The organism is Salinimicrobium sp. WS361 (assembly GCF_050750585.1).
In the GTDB taxonomy this organism is placed as follows: Bacteria; Bacteroidota; Bacteroidia; order Flavobacteriales; family Flavobacteriaceae; genus Salinimicrobium.
In genome coordinates, this window is the sequence record NZ_JBOJLM010000010.1 from 82,194 (window position 1) to 102,547 (window position 20,354).

18 protein-coding genes are annotated in these 20,354 nt (G+C 40.8%); 9 read left to right on the forward strand and 9 right to left on the reverse strand.

What is annotated here, in order from left to right; genetic code table 11:
- The first annotated feature begins 11 nt into the window (after positions 1–11).
- Entirely contained in the window at positions 12–908 is an 897-nt protein-coding gene (locus tag ACQ93I_RS11500; RefSeq protein WP_431698662.1) for a cation diffusion facilitator family transporter, read from the forward strand.
- Here ACQ93I_RS11500 and ACQ93I_RS11505 read toward each other — a convergent pair whose 3' ends face one another.
- Complete coding sequence (locus tag ACQ93I_RS11505) at positions 909–2,021, reverse strand: DEAD/DEAH box helicase (RefSeq protein ID WP_431698663.1); 1,113 nt, start codon at positions 2,019–2,021, stop codon at positions 909–911.
- Between the two features lie 215 nt (positions 2,022–2,236).
- On the opposite strand from ACQ93I_RS11505, the gene ACQ93I_RS11510 reads away from it, so the two are divergent.
- Complete coding sequence (locus ACQ93I_RS11510) at positions 2,237–2,380, forward strand: YqaE/Pmp3 family membrane protein (RefSeq protein ID WP_431698664.1); 144 nt, start codon at positions 2,237–2,239, stop codon at positions 2,378–2,380.
- 140 nt (positions 2,381–2,520) lie between these two features.
- On the opposite strand, the gene galE is transcribed toward ACQ93I_RS11510, so the two are convergent.
- Entirely contained in the window at positions 2,521–3,549 is a 1,029-nt protein-coding gene (galE, locus tag ACQ93I_RS11515; RefSeq protein ID WP_431698665.1) for a UDP-glucose 4-epimerase GalE, read from the reverse strand.
- Between the two features lie 216 nt (positions 3,550–3,765).
- Between galE and ACQ93I_RS11520 the strand changes: the two genes are divergently transcribed.
- Together ACQ93I_RS11520 and ACQ93I_RS11525 are read left to right on the forward strand one after the other, a co-directional pair.
- Positions 3,766–4,050: a DUF3817 domain-containing protein gene (locus ACQ93I_RS11520; protein WP_266068575.1), complete on the forward strand. Its 285-nt coding sequence runs from the start codon at positions 3,766–3,768 to the stop codon at positions 4,048–4,050.
- Between the two features lie 3 nt (positions 4,051–4,053).
- Complete coding sequence (locus ACQ93I_RS11525) at positions 4,054–5,334, forward strand: mechanosensitive ion channel family protein (RefSeq protein WP_431698666.1); 1,281 nt, start codon at positions 4,054–4,056, stop codon at positions 5,332–5,334.
- 142 nt (positions 5,335–5,476) lie between these two features.
- On the opposite strand, the gene ACQ93I_RS11530 is transcribed toward ACQ93I_RS11525, so the two are convergent.
- The 3 genes from ACQ93I_RS11530 to ACQ93I_RS11540 are packed head-to-tail and all read right to left on the reverse strand — an operon-like array spanning position 5,477 to position 7,683.
- Positions 5,477–5,866 carry an acyl-CoA thioesterase gene (locus ACQ93I_RS11530; RefSeq protein WP_431698667.1) on the reverse strand — a complete coding sequence of 130 codons (390 nt, stop codon included), beginning with the start codon at positions 5,864–5,866 and terminating at the stop codon, positions 5,477–5,479.
- Positions 5,867–5,896: 30 nt separating this feature from the next.
- Positions 5,897–6,325, reverse strand: a complete 429-nt coding sequence (locus ACQ93I_RS11535) for an NUDIX domain-containing protein (RefSeq protein WP_431698668.1) — start codon at positions 6,323–6,325, stop codon at positions 5,897–5,899.
- Positions 6,326–6,330: 5 nt separating this feature from the next.
- Positions 6,331–7,683 carry an NAD-dependent succinate-semialdehyde dehydrogenase gene (locus tag ACQ93I_RS11540; protein WP_431698669.1) on the reverse strand — a complete coding sequence of 451 codons (1,353 nt, stop codon included), beginning with the start codon at positions 7,681–7,683 and terminating at the stop codon, positions 6,331–6,333.
- 161 nt (positions 7,684–7,844) lie between these two features.
- Between ACQ93I_RS11540 and ACQ93I_RS11545 the strand changes: the two genes are divergently transcribed.
- A complete protein-coding gene (locus ACQ93I_RS11545) occupies positions 7,845–8,252 on the forward strand; it encodes a glyoxalase (protein ID WP_431698670.1) in 408 nt (135 codons plus the stop codon).
- A 92-nt stretch (positions 8,253–8,344) separates the two neighbouring features.
- Positions 8,345–8,797 (forward strand): transcription elongation factor, encoded by a 453-nt coding sequence (locus ACQ93I_RS11550; protein WP_431698671.1) that lies wholly within the window; start codon positions 8,345–8,347, stop codon positions 8,795–8,797.
- Positions 8,798–8,800: 3 nt separating this feature from the next.
- Here ACQ93I_RS11550 and ACQ93I_RS11555 read toward each other — a convergent pair whose 3' ends face one another.
- Positions 8,801–10,846, reverse strand: a complete 2,046-nt coding sequence (locus ACQ93I_RS11555) for an HD family phosphohydrolase (protein WP_431698672.1) — start codon at positions 10,844–10,846, stop codon at positions 8,801–8,803.
- 114 nt (positions 10,847–10,960) lie between these two features.
- Between ACQ93I_RS11555 and ACQ93I_RS11560 the strand changes: the two genes are divergently transcribed.
- Positions 10,961–12,142, forward strand: coding sequence for an acetyl-CoA C-acyltransferase (locus ACQ93I_RS11560; protein ID WP_431698673.1), 1,182 nt, complete (start codon positions 10,961–10,963; stop codon positions 12,140–12,142).
- A gap of 24 nt (positions 12,143–12,166) precedes the next feature.
- Positions 12,167–12,913, forward strand: coding sequence for an NlpC/P60 family protein (locus ACQ93I_RS11565; RefSeq protein WP_431698674.1), 747 nt, complete (start codon positions 12,167–12,169; stop codon positions 12,911–12,913).
- A 52-nt stretch (positions 12,914–12,965) separates the two neighbouring features.
- On the opposite strand, the gene ACQ93I_RS11570 is transcribed toward ACQ93I_RS11565, so the two are convergent.
- Together ACQ93I_RS11570 and gyrA are read right to left on the reverse strand one after the other, a co-directional pair.
- A complete protein-coding gene (locus tag ACQ93I_RS11570; protein WP_431698675.1) occupies positions 12,966–14,240 on the reverse strand; it encodes a tetratricopeptide repeat protein in 1,275 nt (424 codons plus the stop codon).
- A gap of 22 nt (positions 14,241–14,262) precedes the next feature.
- Positions 14,263–16,818 carry a DNA gyrase subunit A gene (gene gyrA / locus ACQ93I_RS11575; protein ID WP_345598501.1) on the reverse strand — a complete coding sequence of 852 codons (2,556 nt, stop codon included), beginning with the start codon at positions 16,816–16,818 and terminating at the stop codon, positions 14,263–14,265.
- A 259-nt stretch (positions 16,819–17,077) separates the two neighbouring features.
- On the opposite strand from gyrA, the gene ACQ93I_RS11580 reads away from it, so the two are divergent.
- Positions 17,078–19,639 (forward strand): ATP-dependent Clp protease ATP-binding subunit, encoded by a 2,562-nt coding sequence (locus ACQ93I_RS11580; RefSeq protein ID WP_431698676.1) that lies wholly within the window; start codon positions 17,078–17,080, stop codon positions 19,637–19,639.
- Between the two features lie 50 nt (positions 19,640–19,689).
- On the opposite strand, the gene hisIE is transcribed toward ACQ93I_RS11580, so the two are convergent.
- Positions 19,690–20,292 (reverse strand): bifunctional phosphoribosyl-AMP cyclohydrolase/phosphoribosyl-ATP diphosphatase HisIE, encoded by a 603-nt coding sequence (gene hisIE, locus ACQ93I_RS11585; protein WP_431698677.1) that lies wholly within the window; start codon positions 20,290–20,292, stop codon positions 19,690–19,692.
- Positions 20,293–20,354: the final 62 nt, after the last annotated feature.

Sequence of the window (20,354 nt, forward strand, 5' to 3'; positions counted from 1 at the left end):
ATCCCGTATTTTTGAGAGACAAAACGGGATTTTTTATGGGTCACGATCACCACCACGGATCAAGTAAGAATATAAAATTCGCTTTTTTTCTCAATGCCGCCTTTACTGTTTTTGAACTCATTGGAGGATTTTACGTAAACAGTGTGGCCATTATCTCAGATGCTGTCCACGATCTTGGAGACACTATTTCCCTTGGCAGCTCCTGGTATCTGCAAAACAAATCGAGACAGGGCCGAAATAACAGGTTCAGTTTTGGCTATAAACGCTTTTCTCTCTTAGGTGCATTAATTAACAGCCTTGTACTTATTGGTGGTTCAATATATGTAATATCTGAAGCTATTGACCGCCTTATAAATCCTGAATATTCTGATGCTACCGGGATGCTGGTCTTTGCCCTGGTTGGAGTTGCTGTTAATGGCCTTGCAGCCTGGAAACTTTCAAAAGGTTCTTCTATGAATGAGAAAGTGGTTTCCTGGCACCTCATAGAAGATGTACTGGGGTGGGTAGCAGTTCTTATTGTATCTATAGTACTGCATTTTTACGAGACCCCTTATCTTGATCCTGCCCTATCGCTGCTAATAACCGTTTTCATTCTATACAACGTTTTTAAGCGACTTAAGGAGACCCTGTTTATTTTTTTACAGGGCGTTCCAAAAGAAATCAATCTTGAGGAAATCGAAAATAAAATTCAGGCTATTCCACATATTGCTTCCCTACATCACATGCATGTATGGTCGCTTGAAGGCACAGATCATGTATTTACCACCCACATAAAACTGGAAGATATCAGTAAATTCCAGCAGTTACTGGATGTGAAGCGGGCGGTGAAAAATGTGCTCCAGGAGTATCATTTTGACCATTACACCATAGAGACCGAACTTGATAAAGAAAGCTGCGACCTTCTCTAATTAGCGAATCTGAGTAAATTTTATATTTAATTCCCTTTCCATCTGGCGGAGCTTTTTAAGCTCATATTGATTAACAAGGGCGAGTGATAACCCTGTATTTCCAGCTCTTGCAGTACGGCCACTACGGTGAGTGTAGTAATCGGTTTGATCTGGCAGTTGATAGTGCACCACAAAAGCAAGATTTGCAACATCAATACCCCTGGCAGCAACATCGGTAGAAACCAATAGCCTCAGGTTTTTTCCCTTAAAAGCTCTCATTACTTTGTCCCGGTCTTTCTGAAGCATATCGCCTTCAAGTAATCCGACTTCGTAATTTTTAGCGGTCAACTGTTTTGAAAGCGTTCTGGCAGCGGTTTTTGTTTTTGTGAAAATAATTCCCCGTTTTTTCCCCTGACTTTTAAGAAAGTAAGCAAGCGTGTCAAGTTTACTGTTATCATCACCGGCCACAAATTGGTGTTCAATTCCAGTGTTTACAGCATCCTCTTTATCAATGCTCACCTTACGGGCATTCTTTTTGACGTATTTATTAATGATCTCATTAAGTTCATGCGGCATGGTAGCCGAGAAAAGCCATACATTTCTTTCCTGTGAATAGGTACCTTCTAATATTTCGGTAAGATCTTTTTTAAAGCCCATGCTCAGCATTTCATCTGCCTCATCAAGCACCAGGGTCTTTACCTTTCTAATATCAATAGCTTTACGCTTCATAAGGTCAATCAACCTACCGGGTGTAGCCACTACAATTTGAGTGGGGCGGTTAAGCCTGGAAATTTGAATATCTATTTTCTCCCCACCGTAAACAGCTTCAGTAAAAACTTTATCGGAGTACTTGGTGAATTTGAAAAGCTGTCTGGCAATTTGCTGTCCCAATTCTCTGGTTGGTGCAAGTATTAAGGCCTGTATTTCATCTTTGGCAGGATCAACCTGTGCGAGAATAGGCAAACCAAAGGCTGCAGTTTTACCTGTGCCTGTCTGCGCCTGTCCCACGAAGTCTACCTCTCCTTCGGTTAATATCGGGATTGCAGCTTCCTGGATCTTTGTTGGGTTTATAATTCCCATCTCTTTCAAGCCTTTAATAATGTCTTCTGATACTCCCAGGTCCTTAAATGTCATTGCTTTATTTTTTTGCGAAGATAGCCTTTTCCCGATGAACTTTTTATTTGGGTCTGCGGAATGAAGTTAGCAGCCCTCTGCTATTTAAGATCCATTTTATAGAGGTCTTAAGACATTAATTATCTGCATGTTAAATTGAAGCTAAACCAAAAGTATGCGAATAAATTTTAATAAATTATCATTAATTTGGTTGTATAACCAATAAAAAAAGAATCATGCTGACAATCATTTTGAATATCCTTTTACCTCCTTTAGCCGTTTATTTGAACCATGGAGTAGGAACAGCTCTTTTGATAAGCATTATCCTGACATTAATAGGTTGGTTACCCGGAGTTATTCATGCGTTTATTGTAAACTAACTGAAGCATATAAAACTGTCTAAAATGTAAATCCCTTATGAGCTCAATGTGAGAGATTGGGTTCTAGAACTTTCCTTCAGGAAAGTACACACAAAGTTTGAATTAGCCTTTAAGCTTATATTTTAGACAGTTTACTTTTTCTAATTCTTCTCCTCTAGCTTCTGCTGCCATTTCCAGGCACTTTCCATAGCATCTTCAATATTAAATTCTGCTGTCCAGTTTAGCACTCTGTTAGCTTTGGTAGTATCGGCATAAGCAGCAACGATATCCCCTTCCCTCCTATCAACAAAGGTATAAGGCAATTTTTTTCCTGAAACTTTTTCGAAAGCCTGTACAGCTTCTAAAACAGAATTTCCTTTTCCGGTGCCAAGATTAAAGACCTCGTAATTATTTTCCTGCTCGTTATCTAAAAGCCGTTCCAGGGCGATTACGTGAGCTCTGGCAAGATCCATTACATGAATATAATCCCTGATGCAGGTACCATCTGGTGTAGGATAATCATTACCAAAAATGGAAAGTTGCTCTCTTTTTCCGGCTGCAGTTTGAGTGATATACGGCACCAGGTTTTGAGGTGTTCCTATAGGCAGCTCTCCAATATTGGCAGAATGATGGGCTCCTATGGGATTGAAATATCGCAAAGAAATTGCTTTTAAATGCGGTACCGCACTACAGGTGTCAAAAATGATCTCTTCTCCTATCTGCTTGGTATTTCCGTAAGGCGATTCTGCTTTTTTAACAGGGGCGTTTTCAGTAATAGGTAATTCATCTGCCTGGCCATAAACAGTACAGGAAGAACTAAAGATGAATTTTGGCGCCTCCTTTTCCTTCAACTGCTGCAAGAGATAAATTAAAGAATTGAGATTATTTTCGTAATAAAGCAAGGGATTCTGAACACTTTCTCCCACAGCCTTAGAAGCAGCGAAATGTATGACGCCGTCTATGTCCTGATATTTTTCAAAAAAATTATTAACTGATTGTTTGTCCCGCAGATCCAGATTTTCAAATTCCGGAGAAATTCGGGTGATCTTCGTTATGCCACCCAGGACCTCGATTGAGGAGTTTGAAAGATTATCTATAATTACTACATCAAAACCTCTTTCCTGAAGTGCAACCACCGTATGGGATCCTATAAAACCCAATCCACCGGTGACCAGTATTTTTTTATTCATTTTTACTATTTCTGAGTATCCCGCAAATTAAGAAATTAACCACTAAAATTGAGAGGCCACGACCTAAAATGTTATGTCTTTTACATACTGCTAATATGTGATTAACAATCAAAGGACAGGAGCTTCAGCAGGAGCCTATAGGCAAAGAAATTAAGAATTTTCAGCCTTATTTTAAGACCTTTTAAGGTATATTTGCAACTTGAAAAAAGCACAGCTATGTCATTAGAATCACAAGTAAAAATATTTAAGTGGATAAGCATTTTTGAAGGGGTTTCCTTTCTGGTCCTTTTACTCATCGCCATGCCTTTAAAGTACATTTGGGAAGCGCCAGAAATGGTGCGTATTGTGGGAATGGCCCACGGTTTATTATTTGTAGCCTATATCTTTGGAGCTTTACTACTATTCAAACCTTTACAGTGGAAGACAAAAACTTTGCTCATTGTTTGCCTTAGTTCTGTGTTGCCCCTGGGCCCTTTTTATGTAGAGAAGAAATATCTCTAGAGGATGAAGGAACAAACAAGGGAACTGGGTAACTTTTTAGCGAACTACTTTATTGAACAGGGAATGGACGTAGATGTCGCTCATTTCCTGAACATGCTTATCAACATTGCCATAGTAGGTGTTCTTTGGTATGTTATGCATTACATCACCAAGAAGCTGGTGCTTACCTCATTTCAAAGATTTACGAATAAGACCGTAACCACCTTTGATGATTATCTTGTAAAAAGCAATTTTCCGAGGTATATAAGCAACATCTTCCCGCTTTTGCTGCTCATCCTTACGGTGCCTGTAGTATTTGAAGATTACCCCAAGCTGCTCTCTGTATTCGAAAAGCTGGTAGACATCTATATTATTTTTCTTACTGTATTTATTGGAAGAAGTCTGGTTCGTACCACTACGAATTATATGAAAAGGCATGAGCGTTACCACGACAAGCCTATAGAGAGTTACGCACAGATTCTTATCATATTTTTCTGGTCTATAGGGATCATATTCATGTTCTCGGAACTTACTGGAAAATCTGTTGTCGGTTTTCTTATTTCGTTAGGAGCGGCTTCAGCCATTATCCTGTTTATTTTCAAAGACACCATTCTTGGATTTATCGCCTCCATACAGGTTTCGGTTAACGATATTGTGCGCATTGGTGACTGGATAACCTTCAGTAAATATGGAGCCGATGGTTTTGTGACCGAAATCAATCTCGCCACCGTTAGAGTCCAAAACTGGGACAATACCTACACCACCATTCCTACCTATAACCTGATTTCTGATTCTTTCCACAACTGGCGCGGAATGCAGGAATCTCCCGGGCGGCGCATCAAACGTTCCCTTAATATTAAACAAAACTCCATACGGTTTATTAATGATGAAGATCTGGCTAGGTTCCAGGAGTTTGATTTGATTGCCCCATACATACACGAAAGGCAGGAAGAGATCAACGCTTATAATAGCAAGTTGGGAGTAGATAAAAAGCACCTTATCAATGGAAGACATCAAACCAACCTGGGTGTTTTCAGGCAATACGCCCTCTCCTACTTAAAAGCACATCCAAAGATACACAAGGAAATGACCATGATGGTAAGGCATCTTCCACCTACAACTCAGGGAATTCCTATTGAAATTTACTGCTTTAGCGAAGACAAGAGATGGGAGTTTTATGAAGCTATTACAGCCGATATCTTTGATCACCTTATAGCTGCCATTCCTTATTTTGATTTGCAATTATTCGAATCTCCTTCAGGTGACGATATCCTGAAAGCTCTTAAACCCCTGCAGTCCAAATAAGGTTTTTACCACACTTCTTCGGAAGGATTTTTTTAAAAGTGAGAGTTTAAAACGCTAAAATAAAAGCAAAAAAAAACAGCACTAGCCACAGTATTGAAAACTGCTGAATCTTGGCTGTTTTTAGTTTTATGTCGGAAACCGACTAATCTTTCAGTCGGTCTTTCACGTATTCGATCTTTGTCTTTCCGTGAGGTTTTGCCTTTCCGTTTTCATCAAGGGAAACCATAACAATTCTGTCTATCGTAATGATCACTTCGCGGGTCATTTTATTACGGACCTCACAGCGAAGGGTTATGGAAGCAGTACCAAATTTTACCACATCCATTCCTATTTCAATAATATCCCCTTCCCGGGCAGAGCTTTTGAAATCAATTTCACTTATAAACTTGGTAACGGTGCGGGAATTCTCCAGCTGTATGATAGAGTAAAGCGCAGCTTCCTCGTCTATCCATTCTAATAAGCGGCCACCAAACAGGGTACCATTGGGGTTAAGGTCTTGTGGTTTAATCCATTTTCGGGTGTGAAATCTCATAGGGAACTCATTTTTTTAAGGGCAATAAAGTTAATCATTTTGCCCCAAATAAGCCTCCCGTGCAAGCTCCAGAATTTCGGAATGATCAAAAGCCAATTCGGGTAGATCATTCAGAGAAAACCAGCGTGCATCGGCGGCATCATCACTTCCCTCTACTTTTTCTTCGGAAGTTACCTCGCCCCAAAACGGAATACTAATCGTCCTGCCCCTGGGATCTCTTCCGGGGGTTCCAAAAGCCTTGAGCTGTTTCAGATTTCTCACTTTTAGGCCTGTCTCTTCTGCAAGCTCTCTTTTGGCACCAATCTCCAGTGGTTCCTCATCTTCAAGAAAGCCTCCCGGAAGCGCCCACTGGTCCTTAAAAGGATCTTTTTTCCGCTTAACCAGCAGTACTTTCGGCTGATTATTATTTCTAAAAAAAATCACACTATCTGTTGTAACTGATATATTCTGCCTTGCCATATTTCTTACTTAAAATACACTGTCTGGATATTCATAAACTCTCTGATGCCAAATTTTGACAATTCCCGGCCATAACCCGATTTTTTGGTACCTCCAAAAGGTAAACGCGGATCACTTTTCACCAGCTCATTGACAAACACTGCCCCATCTTCTATTTTCGGAATAAGATTTTCAGCTTTTTCCCGGCTTTTGGTAAAGAGGGACACGCCCAGGCCAAATTGAGTCGAATTTATAAGTTTTACGGCTTCTTCATCAGATCTAAAAGTGGTAATCCCTATGGCTGGCCCAAAAGTTTCCTCTTTAAAAACCGGCATTTCAGGGGTCACATCTTTCAAAACAGTAGGTGCGTAAAATGCCTTTTTTCGCACCCCACCCGTGAGGATCTTCGCGCCCATTTCAACGGAATCATTTACCTGCTTTTCCAGGTCCTTCGCCAGGTCTTCCCTAGCCTGTACGCCAATAAAAGTATCTTCATCTATAGGATCTCCCGCTTTTAATTCCTTAACCTCTTTGAGGAACATTTCAGTGAACTTTTCAGCAATATTTTTATGCAGCAAAAGGCGTTTTCCGGCTATACAGCTCTGTCCGGTATTTTGAAACCTTGCCTGTACGCAGGTTTTAACGGTTTCTTCCAAATCGGCATCATCAAAAACTACCAGGGCATTGCTCCCACCCAGTTCGAGTACCGATTTTTTAATCTCTTTTCCTGCTATAGCTGCAACACTGCCTCCGGCACCTTCACTGCCTGTAAGGGTAACTGCTTTTACTCTTTTATCTTTCACCACTTCCTCCACTTTTTTACTTCCAATGGTGAGATTCTGGAAACAACCTTCAGGAAAACCTGCTCTTATAAATACTTTTTCGATATTCTTCCCGCACATCATTACATTACTGGCGTGTTTAAGCACCCCCACATTCCCCGCCATTAAAGCCGGAGCCGCAAACCTGAATACCTGCCAAAAAGGGTAATTCCAGGGCATGATTGCCATAATCACTCCTAAAGGCGCGTAATTGATGTAGCTTTTTTCGGCATCAGTTTCTATAGTTTCAGGAGCAAGTTGTGCTTCGGCGTTTTCAGAATAATATTCGCACACCCAGGCGCACTTTTCTACTTCAGCAATAGCCTGTTTAATGGGTTTTCCCATTTCTTTGGTGATTGTTTCGGCATATTCCTGCTTATTTTTTTTAAGTTCTTCGGAAGCCTTCAGCATAAGCTTTGACCGAAATGAAAAAGAAGTTGTTCTCCACTCCTCAAATACTGTAGTGGCCTTTTCAAGGGCCTTGTCGATATCTTCAGAAGTTGATTCTTTATGTTCTTGCAGGGTTTCCCCCGTATATGGATTTTTTGAAAGGATCATATAAATGGCTTTTTTTTAAAGGTAAGAAGAACGTATCGCCAGAAGAAATTATTAAAAAGACTTTAACTGATGATCAAATTGTTTACAACAGGTTTATAATTCATAAAGGGCGGCCCGGGAAGCAGCCCTGACTTTCGCTATCTTTAAACAAAACCATAGCTATGAAAGAACGTGATGAACTCCTTCTCCAACTAAGGCCACATATAGAATCGGCAGTCGTAAATGCTTCAACCCTGCCCGATGAGCAGTTCCAAAACCTCACTTTGCGCCCGGTGATCATGCTGCAAAATGACCTGCTGCTGGAAGCCTTCAGGAATTACGTGCAAAAACACAAGAATGTGTTTTACGACATGAGCATAGAAAAAAGAATGGCTTATATAGAAAATGCTATTCAGAAGGATATGAAATTCCGCAACAGCTTAAAAGGAATGGTCATAGGACAATTCACTATTAAAGAGTACAGCTACTACATTACTAATTCATCGGCACTCAACAAAAGGATGATGGATCTGGTGAAAAACAGGTTGCAAAGCAATATACAGCTGCTCGATAAACTGCCGGCGGTATAAGCGGATTCCGTATTAATTGTAACTATTAAACTTTTGCTAATTGTTCTTTTTTGAATATCACGTTGGCTAATTTTAAGCAAAACGAGAAAAAAATGAGCATTAACAAAGAAGAATTATTTAATAAATGTCTGGACCAGGTCAATGATAAAATTGACCAGTATAATGAGAAAATGAATACCATTAGCGGCCAGAACGAGCAGCATAAGTTTCATCCCGATTTTGACGAATACGGAAACAAAGGAGAAATGCTGACCGAATATGAGAAAAACGCAGCCTATCTTGACCGGGTGCGCAGCATGAAAGAAACGCTTGCGAACCTGGATAGGGACCATCGCAGCGAAGTGGTTAGACCCGGTAGTGTGGTGGAAACCGAAAACAACTACTACTTTGTATCTGTCCCTCTTGGAGAGCTGGATATGGAGAGTGGTAGTAAAGTCTACGCAATCTCTACAGATTCCCCTATTTATAAGGAAATGGAAGGTAAAAAAGCAGGAGATTCCTTCAGCTTTAGAGACGGCGAAGTGAATATTGTAAAGGTGTGGTAAAACCTACTCCGGGTACTCTATCCTTAGATGGTAGATATTTTTCAGCTTGCGCTTTAGCACCTTTTTTACCTGCTGAATTTCCATAAAGGTAATATTTGAATTGAGGAACTGGCCATCTTCCATTTGTTTGTTGATGATCCTTTCTACAAACTCATCGATCATATTGGCCGTAGGTTCCTTGATACTTCTGCTGGCAGCTTCAACACTGTCGCACATCATAAGGATAGCAGTCTCTTTACTAAATGGCATTGGACCGGGATACCTGTAATCATCTTCATTCACGTGCTGGTCATTTTCCATGGCTTTCTTTAAAAAATAATAGACCGTGGTTGTGCCGTGATGGGTTCGAATAAAGTCAATAACCCTGTCGGGAAGGTTCCTTTTTTTGGCAACCTCTATCCCGTTAATTACGTGTTCAATGATAATTTCTGCACTTTCTTTAGGGGAAAGTTCATCATGAGAATTTACCGATGTAGTTTGGTTCTCTGTAAAATACGTTGGATTTCGCATTTTACCAATGTCGTGATATAACGCTCCTACCCTCACCAGCATGGCATTCGCATTTATCTCATTTGCCGCTGCCTCTGCGAGATTAGCGACATTGAGCGAGTGATGAAAAGTACCTGGAGCCTTATCGGAAAGTTCTTTCAGCAATTTAGAATTGGTATCTGACAATTCGAGCAACGACATATCAGAAATTAATCCGAATATTTTTTCATAAGCATAGATTAGCGGCTGCACAAAAAGGGTTGCCAAACCTCCAAGCAGGAACATGAGAAAAGTTTCGGGTTCTACTTCATAGATCGAACCTTCCTGAATTATGGTAAAGGCAAAATAAGAGACAATATACACGAGGGTAATTTGCCCTACTGTAATAAATAAATTAGCTCTTTTATAAAGTTCTGAAACCGTAAGAATCGTGACTATACCTGCAATTATTTGAAGGAACATGTATTCATAACTATCCGGCACAATGAACCCGAGTAGCAATACAGTAATAACATGGGTAAACAAGCCAAGTCTTGAATCAAAGAAGCCTTTAATGGTAAGCGGCAGTACACACAAAGGTACCACGTAGACATAAGCTACATTAAACCTTATCACCAATACGGTAAGCAGCACCATGAGCGTGACATTAAAGAAAATGAAGGTCACTTTTATATTGTTCTGAAAGATGTCATACCGATATTTTCGAATGAACAGCATTAACATGAGTAAAGCGAGAAAGACAAGCAAAGTATATCCCACAATCACCCAATTGTAGTTGGCCTCGCTCCACACCTGCGATTCATATTCGGCTTTAAGAGAATTGAGTACCTGCAGTTTGTCTCCCTCTACCACTTCTCCTTTCGCAACAATGATTGTCCCCCGTTCAACATTTCCGCGGGTATATGAAATCTGGTTGTACCTGCTTTCAAGGTCACTTTGAGTTAGCGCTTCATTGTAAGTGACGTTGGGTTTCACGCTGTCAAAAAACAACCCAATCAACTCCTCCCGATAATTTTGCAGCTGCACCTTATCTATTTTCTTGTTGAGAAAGTCCCTCAACTGGTTCTGTTTTATAATGCTTTTATAGGTAACCTCGGTGACTTCATTCCCTTCCCGAAGGTAAACCAATTGATCTGGGCTTAGCGGAACGATCTCCTGCAGCACCCCGGCATCATAGATCTCTTCAAAAGTATTCTGAATAAAATTCTGAAGTCGCATATTTTCTCTCCGGGTGAGGGTGTCGGGAAATATTCGAACAAACTGCTCATCCAGGCTTGCCTCAACCTGCGAGACAACTTCAGCATTGTAATCGTAGTAAGGAATGTGAGTCTTGTTGATCTCCTCCTTTTCTGCAGCAAGTTCGTCGGGGGCCTTTAAAATTGCAAAATCGAAAGGGGCATACAGGTTCTCATACTGCCATGGTTTCCCTTTAGGGATCTCGTATTTAAATTTTCCACCTTTTGGAAACATGTACACAATGATGAAGGTGGTAAGTAGAAATAAGAAAACTTTGTAAAAAAGATCCTGATTTTTATAAAGACTGTTTATAAATGATTTCATTCCGGGCTATCTCTTATCAAAAGTACTAAAAAAAGCTGGCTGTAGAGAACCCGTTGGTTTCTTCCTTATAAAATGATTAAATTCGCAAAAAGTAAAATCTTAATCCGCTAAACCATGAATAAGGAAGTAGTCATAGTAAGCGCTGCACGAACTCCAATAGGTAGTTTTTTGGGTAGCTTATCAACAGTTCTCGCAACTAAACTGGGATCAACAGCCATTAAAGGAGCCCTGGAAAAGATCAACCTGAAACCTGAAATGGTAGACGAAGTCCTCATGGGAAATGTAGTACAGGCAGGCCTGGGTCAGGCTCCTGCAAGACAGGCTGCATTGGGCGCCGGTATTCCTCATTCTGTACCATGTACTACGGTAAATAAAGTTTGTGCCAGCGGTATGAAAGCAGTAATGCAGGGTGTACAATCTATCGCCCTTGGAGACGCTGACATCATAGTTGCCGGGGGAATGGAAAATATGAGCATGATCCCTCACTACCTTCACCTGAGAAATGGTCAGAAATTTGGACCAGCCACTATGATTGACGGCTTGCAAAAAGACGGACTTATGGATGCTTACAACCAGCTTGCTATGGGAGTTTGTGCAGATAACTGTGCCATAGAACATGAATTTTCGAGAGAAGACCAGGATAAATTTGCTGCACAATCTTATCAAAGATCTGCAAAAGCGTGGGAAGAAGGCAAGTTTGACAATGAAGTGGTGCCCGTAGAAGTTCCCCAACGAAAAGGAGATCCGATAATTGTGAAGGAGGATGAAGAATACAAGAATGTAAAAATGGATAAACTTGCATCCTTACGCCCTGCTTTTTCTAAAGAAGGTACGGTTACAGCTGCAAACGCTTCTACTATAAACGATGGTGCCGGTGCTGTGGTTCTAATGAGCCGTGAGAAAGCCGAAGAACTGGGCCTAAAGATCCTTGCCAGCATTAAAGGATTCGCAGATGCCGCACAGGACCCGGAGAAATTTACCACTGCTCCCGCTATAGCTTTACCAAGAGCTCTTAAAAAAGCCAACATTTCTCAGGAAGAAGTTGACTTTTTCGAGTTCAATGAAGCATTCTCTGTAGTAGGGTTGGCCAACATGAAAATATTGGGCTTAACCGATACGAATACGAATGTAAATGGTGGTGCCGTTTCCTTAGGTCATCCCCTTGGTTGCTCTGGTGTGAGAATCATAATCACGCTGCTAAGTGTTCTGGAGCAAAACAATGCCAGAATAGGTGCTGCGGCCATTTGTAACGGTGGTGGTGGTGCTTCGGCAATAGTCATTGAACGTCCACAATAATTTAGGTTAGAAAGCACCTTTTTGATGCAATATGCCATTTGTATTTTAGGTACGGTTCCGCTAAGAGCAGAACCTGCACACACCGCCGAAATGGTTAGTCAGCTGCTATACGGGGAAACCTTTAAGTTACTGGAAGAAAGAGGAAAATGGTCAAGAATACGCACTTCTTTTGAAGACCTTGAGGCCTGGATCGATAATAAACAACTGCTAAAGATCTCTCAACCTGACTTTGAGAAACTGGAAGGAGAAGAACTTCAACTTTCAGCAGATCTTATGGAGTTTGTGACAGGCGAAGGACAACTTGTTCCAATACCTATTGGCTCTGTTCTCAATGCAGTTACCCTAATGAAACACGAGCATTCGGGTGCGGTTGCTACAAAAGCCCAGCCGAAAGAAAAACTGATAGAAACTGCCTTTTTGTACCTCAATGCACCCTTCCTGTGGGGCGGAAAAAGTCCTATGGGCATTGATTCCAGTGGTTTCACCCAAATGGTATACAAGCTTAACGGCTATAAACTTTCACGAAATGCTGCCCAACAGGCACAGCAGGGAGAGTCTCTTAGTTTTATAGAAGAGAGTGAACCAGGTGACCTGGCATTTTTCGACAGCCCCGACGGTTCTATTAATCACGTGGGCATTATGATGAGAGACAATTACATTATACATGTAGACGGCAAGGTACGACTTGATCGTATAGACCACTCGGGGATCTACAACGCTGAACTACGCCGGCACACCCATAAGCTTAGAGTGATAAAAAAGATCATATAAAAAAAGCCCGTTCAAAAAATGAACGGGCTTTTTTTATAAAATTAATATGTGTTTACTGCTTTGGAGCTGCTGCGCTTGAAGCTTCAAGTTCTGCGATCTTAGCTTTCATTTCTTCTGCTTTTTCAGTTTCATTTAACTGATAGTGGATATTCATTATCGTTCTGGCAGCTTCAATGTTATCGGCATCTCTGTCCATTACCTTTTGAAGGTGTGGAAGTGCGTCTCTATAGATTTGCTGACGCTCTTTAGCAAGCTCATCATACTTCTTTTGATCTGCCTTACTCATACCAAGACTATTCATCTCTTCTACTAAAGGAGCTTCTTTAGAAAGAATTACAAAAGCAATGTTGATTCTGGCATTGTTCATTTCAGGATCAATTTCAAGAGCTTTTTTGTAGTATTCTACAGCACGTTCTTTTTCTCCAAGTTCTGCTGAACTTACTCCCATGTTGTAATATAGAGTGGCATCATTTGGATTTTGACTTACAACTTCTTCAAGAATTTCACGGTATTTTGCCATGTCCCCCATTCTGTAGTACATGTCTGCTTCTGCCTGCATAAGGCTTGCATCATTAGGATTTGCCTGTTTGGCTCTTTCCATTGCCGCAACCGCCTTTTCATTGTCACCTTTTTCAATGTAGATTAAGGCAATGTTCTTAGCGATCTCTCCTTCTTTAGATTCCTCTTTCTTATCCTGAGGATTGATGTAATTACCAGATTTTACAAAAAGGTCTCTCTGCTCTTTAGAAGCCATTCTCTCTTCCTCCCCGGTTTCTTTGTTTACAGCTGTATAGATAGTTTCTTCTCCTGTAAAACCTAGATCCTGAAGCTCCTTATAATATCTTAAAGCTTCATCGTAATCTTGTGCATTTACAGCATTAGAAGCTGCATAATAAAGATATACGGTGTCACGATTACTCATTCTAAAGCTCGTCTCCAGTTTTTTGGATGCATCTGAAAAATTTTGAGCATTTTGGTCTGAAATAGCTGCATTTACCAGGGCATTACTTACTGCAGCCATTCCCTGCTCTGCCTCATCATGACCAAGTTCCTTAGCTTTTTTCATTGCTTCAGAAGCTGCCATTAAGTCGGCAGTAGCCACATTTTCTCCGTTTCCTACCAATGCATATCCTCTGTAAAGGTAGAAATCAGCTTTTTCATCTTCGTCAGCGCTAGCTAACTGTGCTTCTGCCTGCTGAAGGTAATTCTTAGCTTCCTGATATTCTCCTTTCTCAACCGCTTTACCGGCTCGCTTGATTTCCTTCTTTTGGGCAAATGATACGACAGTAAACATAGCGAATGCTGCCGTTAAAATTCTGGTTTTCATCTTTTTTGGTTTTGATTTAAAATTATTCCTCACTGTCATTCGCAATAGTTGTGCCATCCTGATTTTGATCAGTCGCTTCGGGGGTTGCGTCACCAGCTACATCCTCAACATCTTCTTCTTCATTGATCACTTTAGCCACTGCAGCAATAGAGTCATTATTTTTAAGGTTAATTAACCTAACACCCTGGGTTGCACGCCCCATTACCCGTAGATTTGAAACAGATGTTCTAATAGCAAGTCCAGATTTGTTGATGATCATAAGGTCATCAAGATCTGTAACACTTTTAATAGCCACAAGACTACCTGTCTTAGAGGTTATAGAAATGGTTTTAACACCTTTACCTCCACGGTTTGTAATTCTATAAGTTGGTTCTCCATCTTCAGGATCATCTATATAAGTACGTTTTCCGTAACCGTTTTCAGAAACAACCAGTACAGTTTCTTCCATCGGGTTCTCAATAGTAATCATACCTACTACCTCATCGTTATCATCGGCAAGGGTTATACCTCTTACTCCGGAAGCATTCCTACCCATAGGTCGGGTTTTACTCTCGTCGAACCTAATGGCTTTTCCGCTCCTTAAAGCCAGCATCACCTGACTTTCTCCTGTAGTTAGTCTTGCCTCAAGAAGTTCATCGCCTTCACGAATAGTAATTGCATTAATACCATTTGTTCGGGGTCTTGAATACTGTTCAAGAGAAGTTTTCTTCACCTGCCCTTTCTTGGTAGCCATCATCACATAATGGCTATTGATGTACTGTTCGTCTTTTAAGTCTTTAGTACATATAAATGCTTTAAGCTTATCATCGGGTTCAAGATTGATCAAATTCTGAATCGCCCTACCCTTTGAAGTTTTACTTCCTTCAGGAATCTCAAACACCCTCATCCAGAAACACTTACCTTTTTCAGTAAAGAATAACATATACTGGTGGTTAGTACCAATAAACAGGTTCTCAAGGAAGTCTTCAGTTCTTGTTGTAGAACCTTTCTGGCCTACACCACCTCTGTTTTGGGTTTTATATTCTGTAAGAGAAGTTCTTTTAATATAGCCTGCGTGAGAAATAGTAATCACTACCTGCTCATCTGGAATCATATCTTCCATGCTAAGATCTCCACCGGCATACTCAATAACAGAACGTCTTTCATCTCCGTATTTTTCCTTGACCTCAAGCATTTCATCTTTTATCACCTGCATCCTTCGCTCCTTACGGGCAAGAATATCTTTAAGATCTTCAATGGTCTTCATGATCTCTTCATACTCAGCACGAAGTTTATCTTGCTCAAGACCTGTAAGCTGTCTTAAACGCATCTCAACAATAGCCTTAGCCTGTATCTCGGTTAGTTCGAAGCGCTCAATTAACTTAGTACGAGCTTCATCAGCATTACTCGAAGCTCTTATCAAGGCAATAACCTCGTCAATATTGTCTGAAGCAATAATCAAACCTTCAAGAATATGTGCCCGCTCTTCAGCTTTTCTTAGCTCATACTCTGTTCTGCGTACCACAACTTCATGACGATGCTCCACAAAATGATAGATCATATCCTTCAAATTCAACATTTGAGGACGCCCGTTTACCAGTGCAATGTTATTCACACTAAAGGAACTTTGAAGTGCGGTGTGCTTATAAAGTAAGTTTAGAACAATATTGGGGATAGCATCTCTTTTTAATATATAGACGATGCGCATCCCATTTCGGTCTGACTCATCTCTAATTAAAGAAATACCTTCTATTTTCTTTTCATTAACCAGTTCGGCGGTTTTTTTGATCATTTCAGCCTTATTGACCTGGTAAGGAATCTCAGTCACAATAATAGCCTCTTTGCCTGCAACTTCTTCAGTATAAGCTTTGGCTCTAATAACAACCCTGCCACGCCCTGTTTTAAAGGCTTCACGAACACCGTCATAGCCATAAATGGTCCCGCCTGTAGGAAAATCGGGAGCCTTTACGTGCTCAATCAGTTCGTCTATTTCAATGTCATTATTCTCAATATAGGCTGTTACACCGTCAACAACTTCTGAAAGGTTGTGAGGCGGCATATTTGTCGCCATACCAACAGCAATACCACTGGCACCGTTCACAAGGAGATTGGGAATACGTGTAGGTAAAACTGTAGGCTCGTGGATAGTATCATCAAAGTTAAGCTGCATATCAACAGTTTCCTTGTCAATATCGGCCAACATATCTTCACTTATTTTACGCATCCTGGCTTCGGTATAACGCATGGCAGCCGGGCTATCGCCATCAACTGAACCAAAGTTACCCTGGCCGTCAACTAACATATAACGCAAACTCCACTCCTGGGCCATACGCACCATAGTGTCGTAAACAGAAGAATCCCCGTGCGGGTGAAACTTACCAAGTACTTCCCCTACAATTCTTGCAGATTTTTTGTGAGCCCTGTTGGATAGTACCCCCAGTTCATACATTCCATATAATACCCGGCGATGCACCGGTTTCAAACCGTCACGCACGTCTGGCAGTGCACGTGACACAATGACCGACATTGAATAATCAATGTAGGCCGACTTCATTTCATCTTCAATATTGATAGGAATTAACTTTTCTCCTTCAGCCATAAATATCTGTTATTTTGGTTCAAAAATCTAACGTGCCAATTTACGCATTTTGCCCCACCCGGGCGCACTATTCATTGAGGTTTTCTTGTATTTTATTAACAAATTTTTAGTTGTGCTTGGTTAATAAGTTCATTACATTCTGCTTTGTTTTATTGAAGCAAATTCGTCAATTAGCTTTACTTCATAAAAAACGAACAAAAAGAATCGGGTACGGTTTTTGAAACCTGAATAAATATAATCAAGAGAGAAAGGAATTAACATGGATGATAATTTTTCACCAAGAGTAAAAGATGTGATTGCCTACAGCAAGGAAGAAGCCCTAAGGCTTGGTCATGACTTTATAGGTACAGAGCATTTAATGCTGGGTCTTCTAAGGGACGGTGATGGTAAAGCCATTAATATACTTAACGCCCTGGATGTTGACCTCACTCATTTAAGAAGAAAAGTAGAGATTCTTAGCCCGGCTAACCCCGATGTAGCTGTAGAGTCTAACGAGAAGAGAAACCTTCATTTAACCCGCCAGGCAGAAAGAGCTCTTAAAACCACATTTTTAGAAGCCAAGCTTTTTCAAAGCACTTCTATTAATACAGCTCACCTGCTGTTGTGCATTTTGAGAAACGAAAACGATCCTACTACCAAGCTCCTCAACAAGCTGAAAGTAGATTATGACGGAGTTAAAGATCAGTTCAAATATATGATCACCAATGATGATGATTATATGGATGCTCCTACTGCCGAATCATTTTCAGATGAAGACGCAACTTCAGACGACGCCGGAAAGAGCAACCCTTTTGCCGGTACCCCTGGTAAATCAACAAAGAAATCCAAAACTCCCGTTCTGGATAACTTCGGAAGGGATCTCACTGCACTTGCAGAGCTTGATAAACTTGATCCTGTTGTAGGCCGCGAGAAAGAAATTGAACGCGTTTCACAGATATTAAGCCGAAGAAAAAAGAACAATCCGCTCCTTATTGGAGAACCCGGAGTTGGTAAATCGGCCATTGCTGAAGGTCTTGCCCTTCGAATCGTTAAAAGGAAAGTTTCAAGGATTCTTTTTGATAAACGCGTGGTAACGCTTGACCTTGCCAGTTTAGTGGCAGGAACCAAGTACCGCGGCCAGTTTGAAGAAAGAATGAAGGCTGTGATGAACGAGCTGGAAAAGAACGATGATATTATTCTTTTCATTGATGAGATCCACACCATTGTAGGTGCCGGTGGCGCTACAGGAAGTCTCGATGCCAGCAACATGTTCAAACCTGCATTAGCAAGAGGTGAAATTCAATGTATTGGTGCTACTACTCTCGATGAGTACAGGCAGTATATTGAAAAAGATGGTGCTTTAGAACGTCGTTTCCAAAAAGTGATCGTAGAACCTACTTCTATTGAAGAAACTATCGAGATCCTCAACAACATAAAGGATAAATACGAAGAACACCATAATGTTACCTATACCGATGAAGCTATTGAAGCTTGTGTGAAGCTAACAAGCAGGTACATGACCGATAGGTTTCTGCCAGACAAGGCTATTGATGCGCTAGATGAAGCAGGCTCTCGTGTGCATATCACCAATATTGATGTGCCAAAGCAGATCCTTGAACTTGAGCGCAAGCTTGAAGAAGTAAGGGAACTTAAAAATACAGTCGTAAAAAAGCAGAAATATGAAGAAGCTGCAAAATTACGCGATGATGAGAAAAACATAGAGAAAGATCTTGCTCAAGCCCAGGCGCGTTGGGAAGAAGAATCTAAACTGCATAGAGAAACCGTATCAGAAGATAATGTTGCCGATGTAGTATCTATGATGACAGGCGTACCCGTAAACAGGATCGCCCAAACCGAGATCAATAAGCTGTACAAGCTACCCGAATTAATTAAAGGGAAAGTTATTGGCCAGGATGATGCAGTTGGAAAAGTAGTGAAAGCCATACAGCGTAACCGTGCAGGACTTAAAGATCCCAACAAACCAATCGGTTCATTTATATTCCTTGGTCAAACAGGGGTAGGTAAAACTCAGTTAGCGAAGATACTTTCACGCGAGCTTTTCGACAATGAAGATGCTTTGATACGTATCGACATGAGTGAGTACATGGAGAAATTTGCAGTGAGCAGGTTAATTGGTGCACCTCCGGGATATGTAGGATACGAAGAAGGCGGACAGCTTACTGAAAAAGTGAGACGCAAACCTTATGCAGTGATCCTGCTCGACGAGGTAGAGAAAGCTCACCCCGATGTTTTCAACATGTTGCTACAGGTTCTTGATGACGGATATTTAACTGACAGTTTGGGTCGTAAGATCGACTTTAGGAATACCATTATCATCATGACCTCTAACATTGGAGCAAGAAAACTGAAGGATTTTGGTCAGGGAGTCGGATTTGGCACCTCGGCAAAGAAATCTCAGGTAGACGAGAACGCCCGTAGTGTGATTGAAAGTGCACTTAAAAAAGCCTTTGCGCCCGAGTTTCTTAACCGTGTTGATGACGTAGTGATCTTCAATCCTCTTGAGCAGGAAGATATCCACAAGATCATCGATATTGAGCTCGAAAAACTCTTCGGAAGAATTGGAGCTTTAGGTTACAACCTTGAGTTAAGTCCAAAAGCCAAAGACTATATTGCTGAAAAAGGTTTTGATAAGCAATATGGGGCAAGGCCGTTGAACCGTGCCATTCAGAAGTACATTGAAGACGCATTAGCCGAGGAAATAATCACCTCGCACATCTCTGAAGGAGATAAGGTCTTTATGGATCTGGATGAAGAGAAAAATGAATTGACGATCAAGGTCGAAAAGACCAAAAAAGAGAAGAATTCCGAAGATTCTAAATAAAATCGAATGAATTATTTTGAATAGCCTGTGATCCACATCACAGGCTATTTTTATTTACTGTGTCTTGACTTTAGAACTTCAATGACATCATTGAGCTTGTAGCCTTTGGCCTGCAACAGGATCAAATAATGAAACAAGAGATCGGCGCTTTCATTGAGAAACAGGTCATCATTATTATCTTTAGATTCAATCACAACTTCCACAGCCTCCTCTCCAACTTTCTGGGCGATTTTGTTTATGCCGCTTCTAAAAAGTGAAGCCACATAGCTCTTTTCATTTGCAGGATTTGATCGTCGGTCTGAGATGACTTCTTCCAGGGTATCCAAAAATGTCATTTCTGAAGTATTTTTTTCACCCCAACAGGTATCGGTTCCTTTATGACAGGTGGGACCTTCAGGATGAACAGAAACCAATAGCGTATCGTTGTCGCAATCCACTTTCATATCTATCAAATGAAGAAAGTTACCACTTTCCTCCCCTTTAGTCCAGAGCCTTTGTTTACTTCTGCTGAAAAATGTCACTTTCCCGCTCTCTTTGGTTTTCTCCAAAGCTTCCTCATTCATATACCCAAGCATGAGCACATTTTTCGTTTGTGCATCCTGAATAATCGCAGGAACTAAACCGTCTTTATCTTTTGAAAAATCTATTTTCATTTATTTTAATTTTTATAGTTGTGGTGGGTTATCAGGTTCTTCTGCAGACCTCACAGGTTTAA

What these genes read in the sequence shown, in the direction of transcription:
- ACQ93I_RS11535 (WP_431698668.1), bottom strand. Translation starts at nt 6,325, where the DNA reads ATGGCAAGGCAGAATATATCAGTTACAACAGATAGTGTGATTTTTTTT.
- ACQ93I_RS11505 (WP_431698663.1), bottom strand. Translation starts at nt 2,021, where the DNA reads ATGACATTTAAGGACCTGGGAGTATCAGAAGACATTATTAAAGGCTTG.
- ACQ93I_RS11520 (WP_266068575.1), top strand. Translation starts at nt 3,766, where the DNA reads ATGTCATTAGAATCACAAGTAAAAATATTTAAGTGGATAAGCATTTTT.
- ACQ93I_RS11565 (WP_431698674.1), top strand. Translation starts at nt 12,167, where the DNA reads ATGCAATATGCCATTTGTATTTTAGGTACGGTTCCGCTAAGAGCAGAA.
- gyrA (WP_345598501.1), bottom strand. Translation starts at nt 16,818, where the DNA reads ATGGCTGAAGGAGAAAAGTTAATTCCTATCAATATTGAAGATGAAATG.
- ACQ93I_RS11545 (WP_431698670.1), top strand. Translation starts at nt 7,845, where the DNA reads ATGAAAGAACGTGATGAACTCCTTCTCCAACTAAGGCCACATATAGAA.
- ACQ93I_RS11570 (WP_431698675.1), bottom strand. Translation starts at nt 14,240, where the DNA reads ATGAAAACCAGAATTTTAACGGCAGCATTCGCTATGTTTACTGTCGTA.
- ACQ93I_RS11510 (WP_431698664.1), top strand. Translation starts at nt 2,237, where the DNA reads ATGCTGACAATCATTTTGAATATCCTTTTACCTCCTTTAGCCGTTTAT.
- ACQ93I_RS11525 (WP_431698666.1), top strand. Translation starts at nt 4,054, where the DNA reads ATGAAGGAACAAACAAGGGAACTGGGTAACTTTTTAGCGAACTACTTT.
- ACQ93I_RS11580 (WP_431698676.1), top strand. Translation starts at nt 17,078, where the DNA reads ATGGATGATAATTTTTCACCAAGAGTAAAAGATGTGATTGCCTACAGC.
- ACQ93I_RS11555 (WP_431698672.1), bottom strand. Translation starts at nt 10,846, where the DNA reads ATGAAATCATTTATAAACAGTCTTTATAAAAATCAGGATCTTTTTTAC.
- ACQ93I_RS11560 (WP_431698673.1), top strand. Translation starts at nt 10,961, where the DNA reads ATGAATAAGGAAGTAGTCATAGTAAGCGCTGCACGAACTCCAATAGGT.
- hisIE (WP_431698677.1), bottom strand. Translation starts at nt 20,292, where the DNA reads ATGAAAATAGATTTTTCAAAAGATAAAGACGGTTTAGTTCCTGCGATT.
- ACQ93I_RS11530 (WP_431698667.1), bottom strand. Translation starts at nt 5,866, where the DNA reads ATGAGATTTCACACCCGAAAATGGATTAAACCACAAGACCTTAACCCC.
- ACQ93I_RS11550 (WP_431698671.1), top strand. Translation starts at nt 8,345, where the DNA reads ATGAGCATTAACAAAGAAGAATTATTTAATAAATGTCTGGACCAGGTC.
- ACQ93I_RS11540 (WP_431698669.1), bottom strand. Translation starts at nt 7,683, where the DNA reads ATGATCCTTTCAAAAAATCCATATACGGGGGAAACCCTGCAAGAACAT.
- galE (WP_431698665.1), bottom strand. Translation starts at nt 3,549, where the DNA reads ATGAATAAAAAAATACTGGTCACCGGTGGATTGGGTTTTATAGGATCC.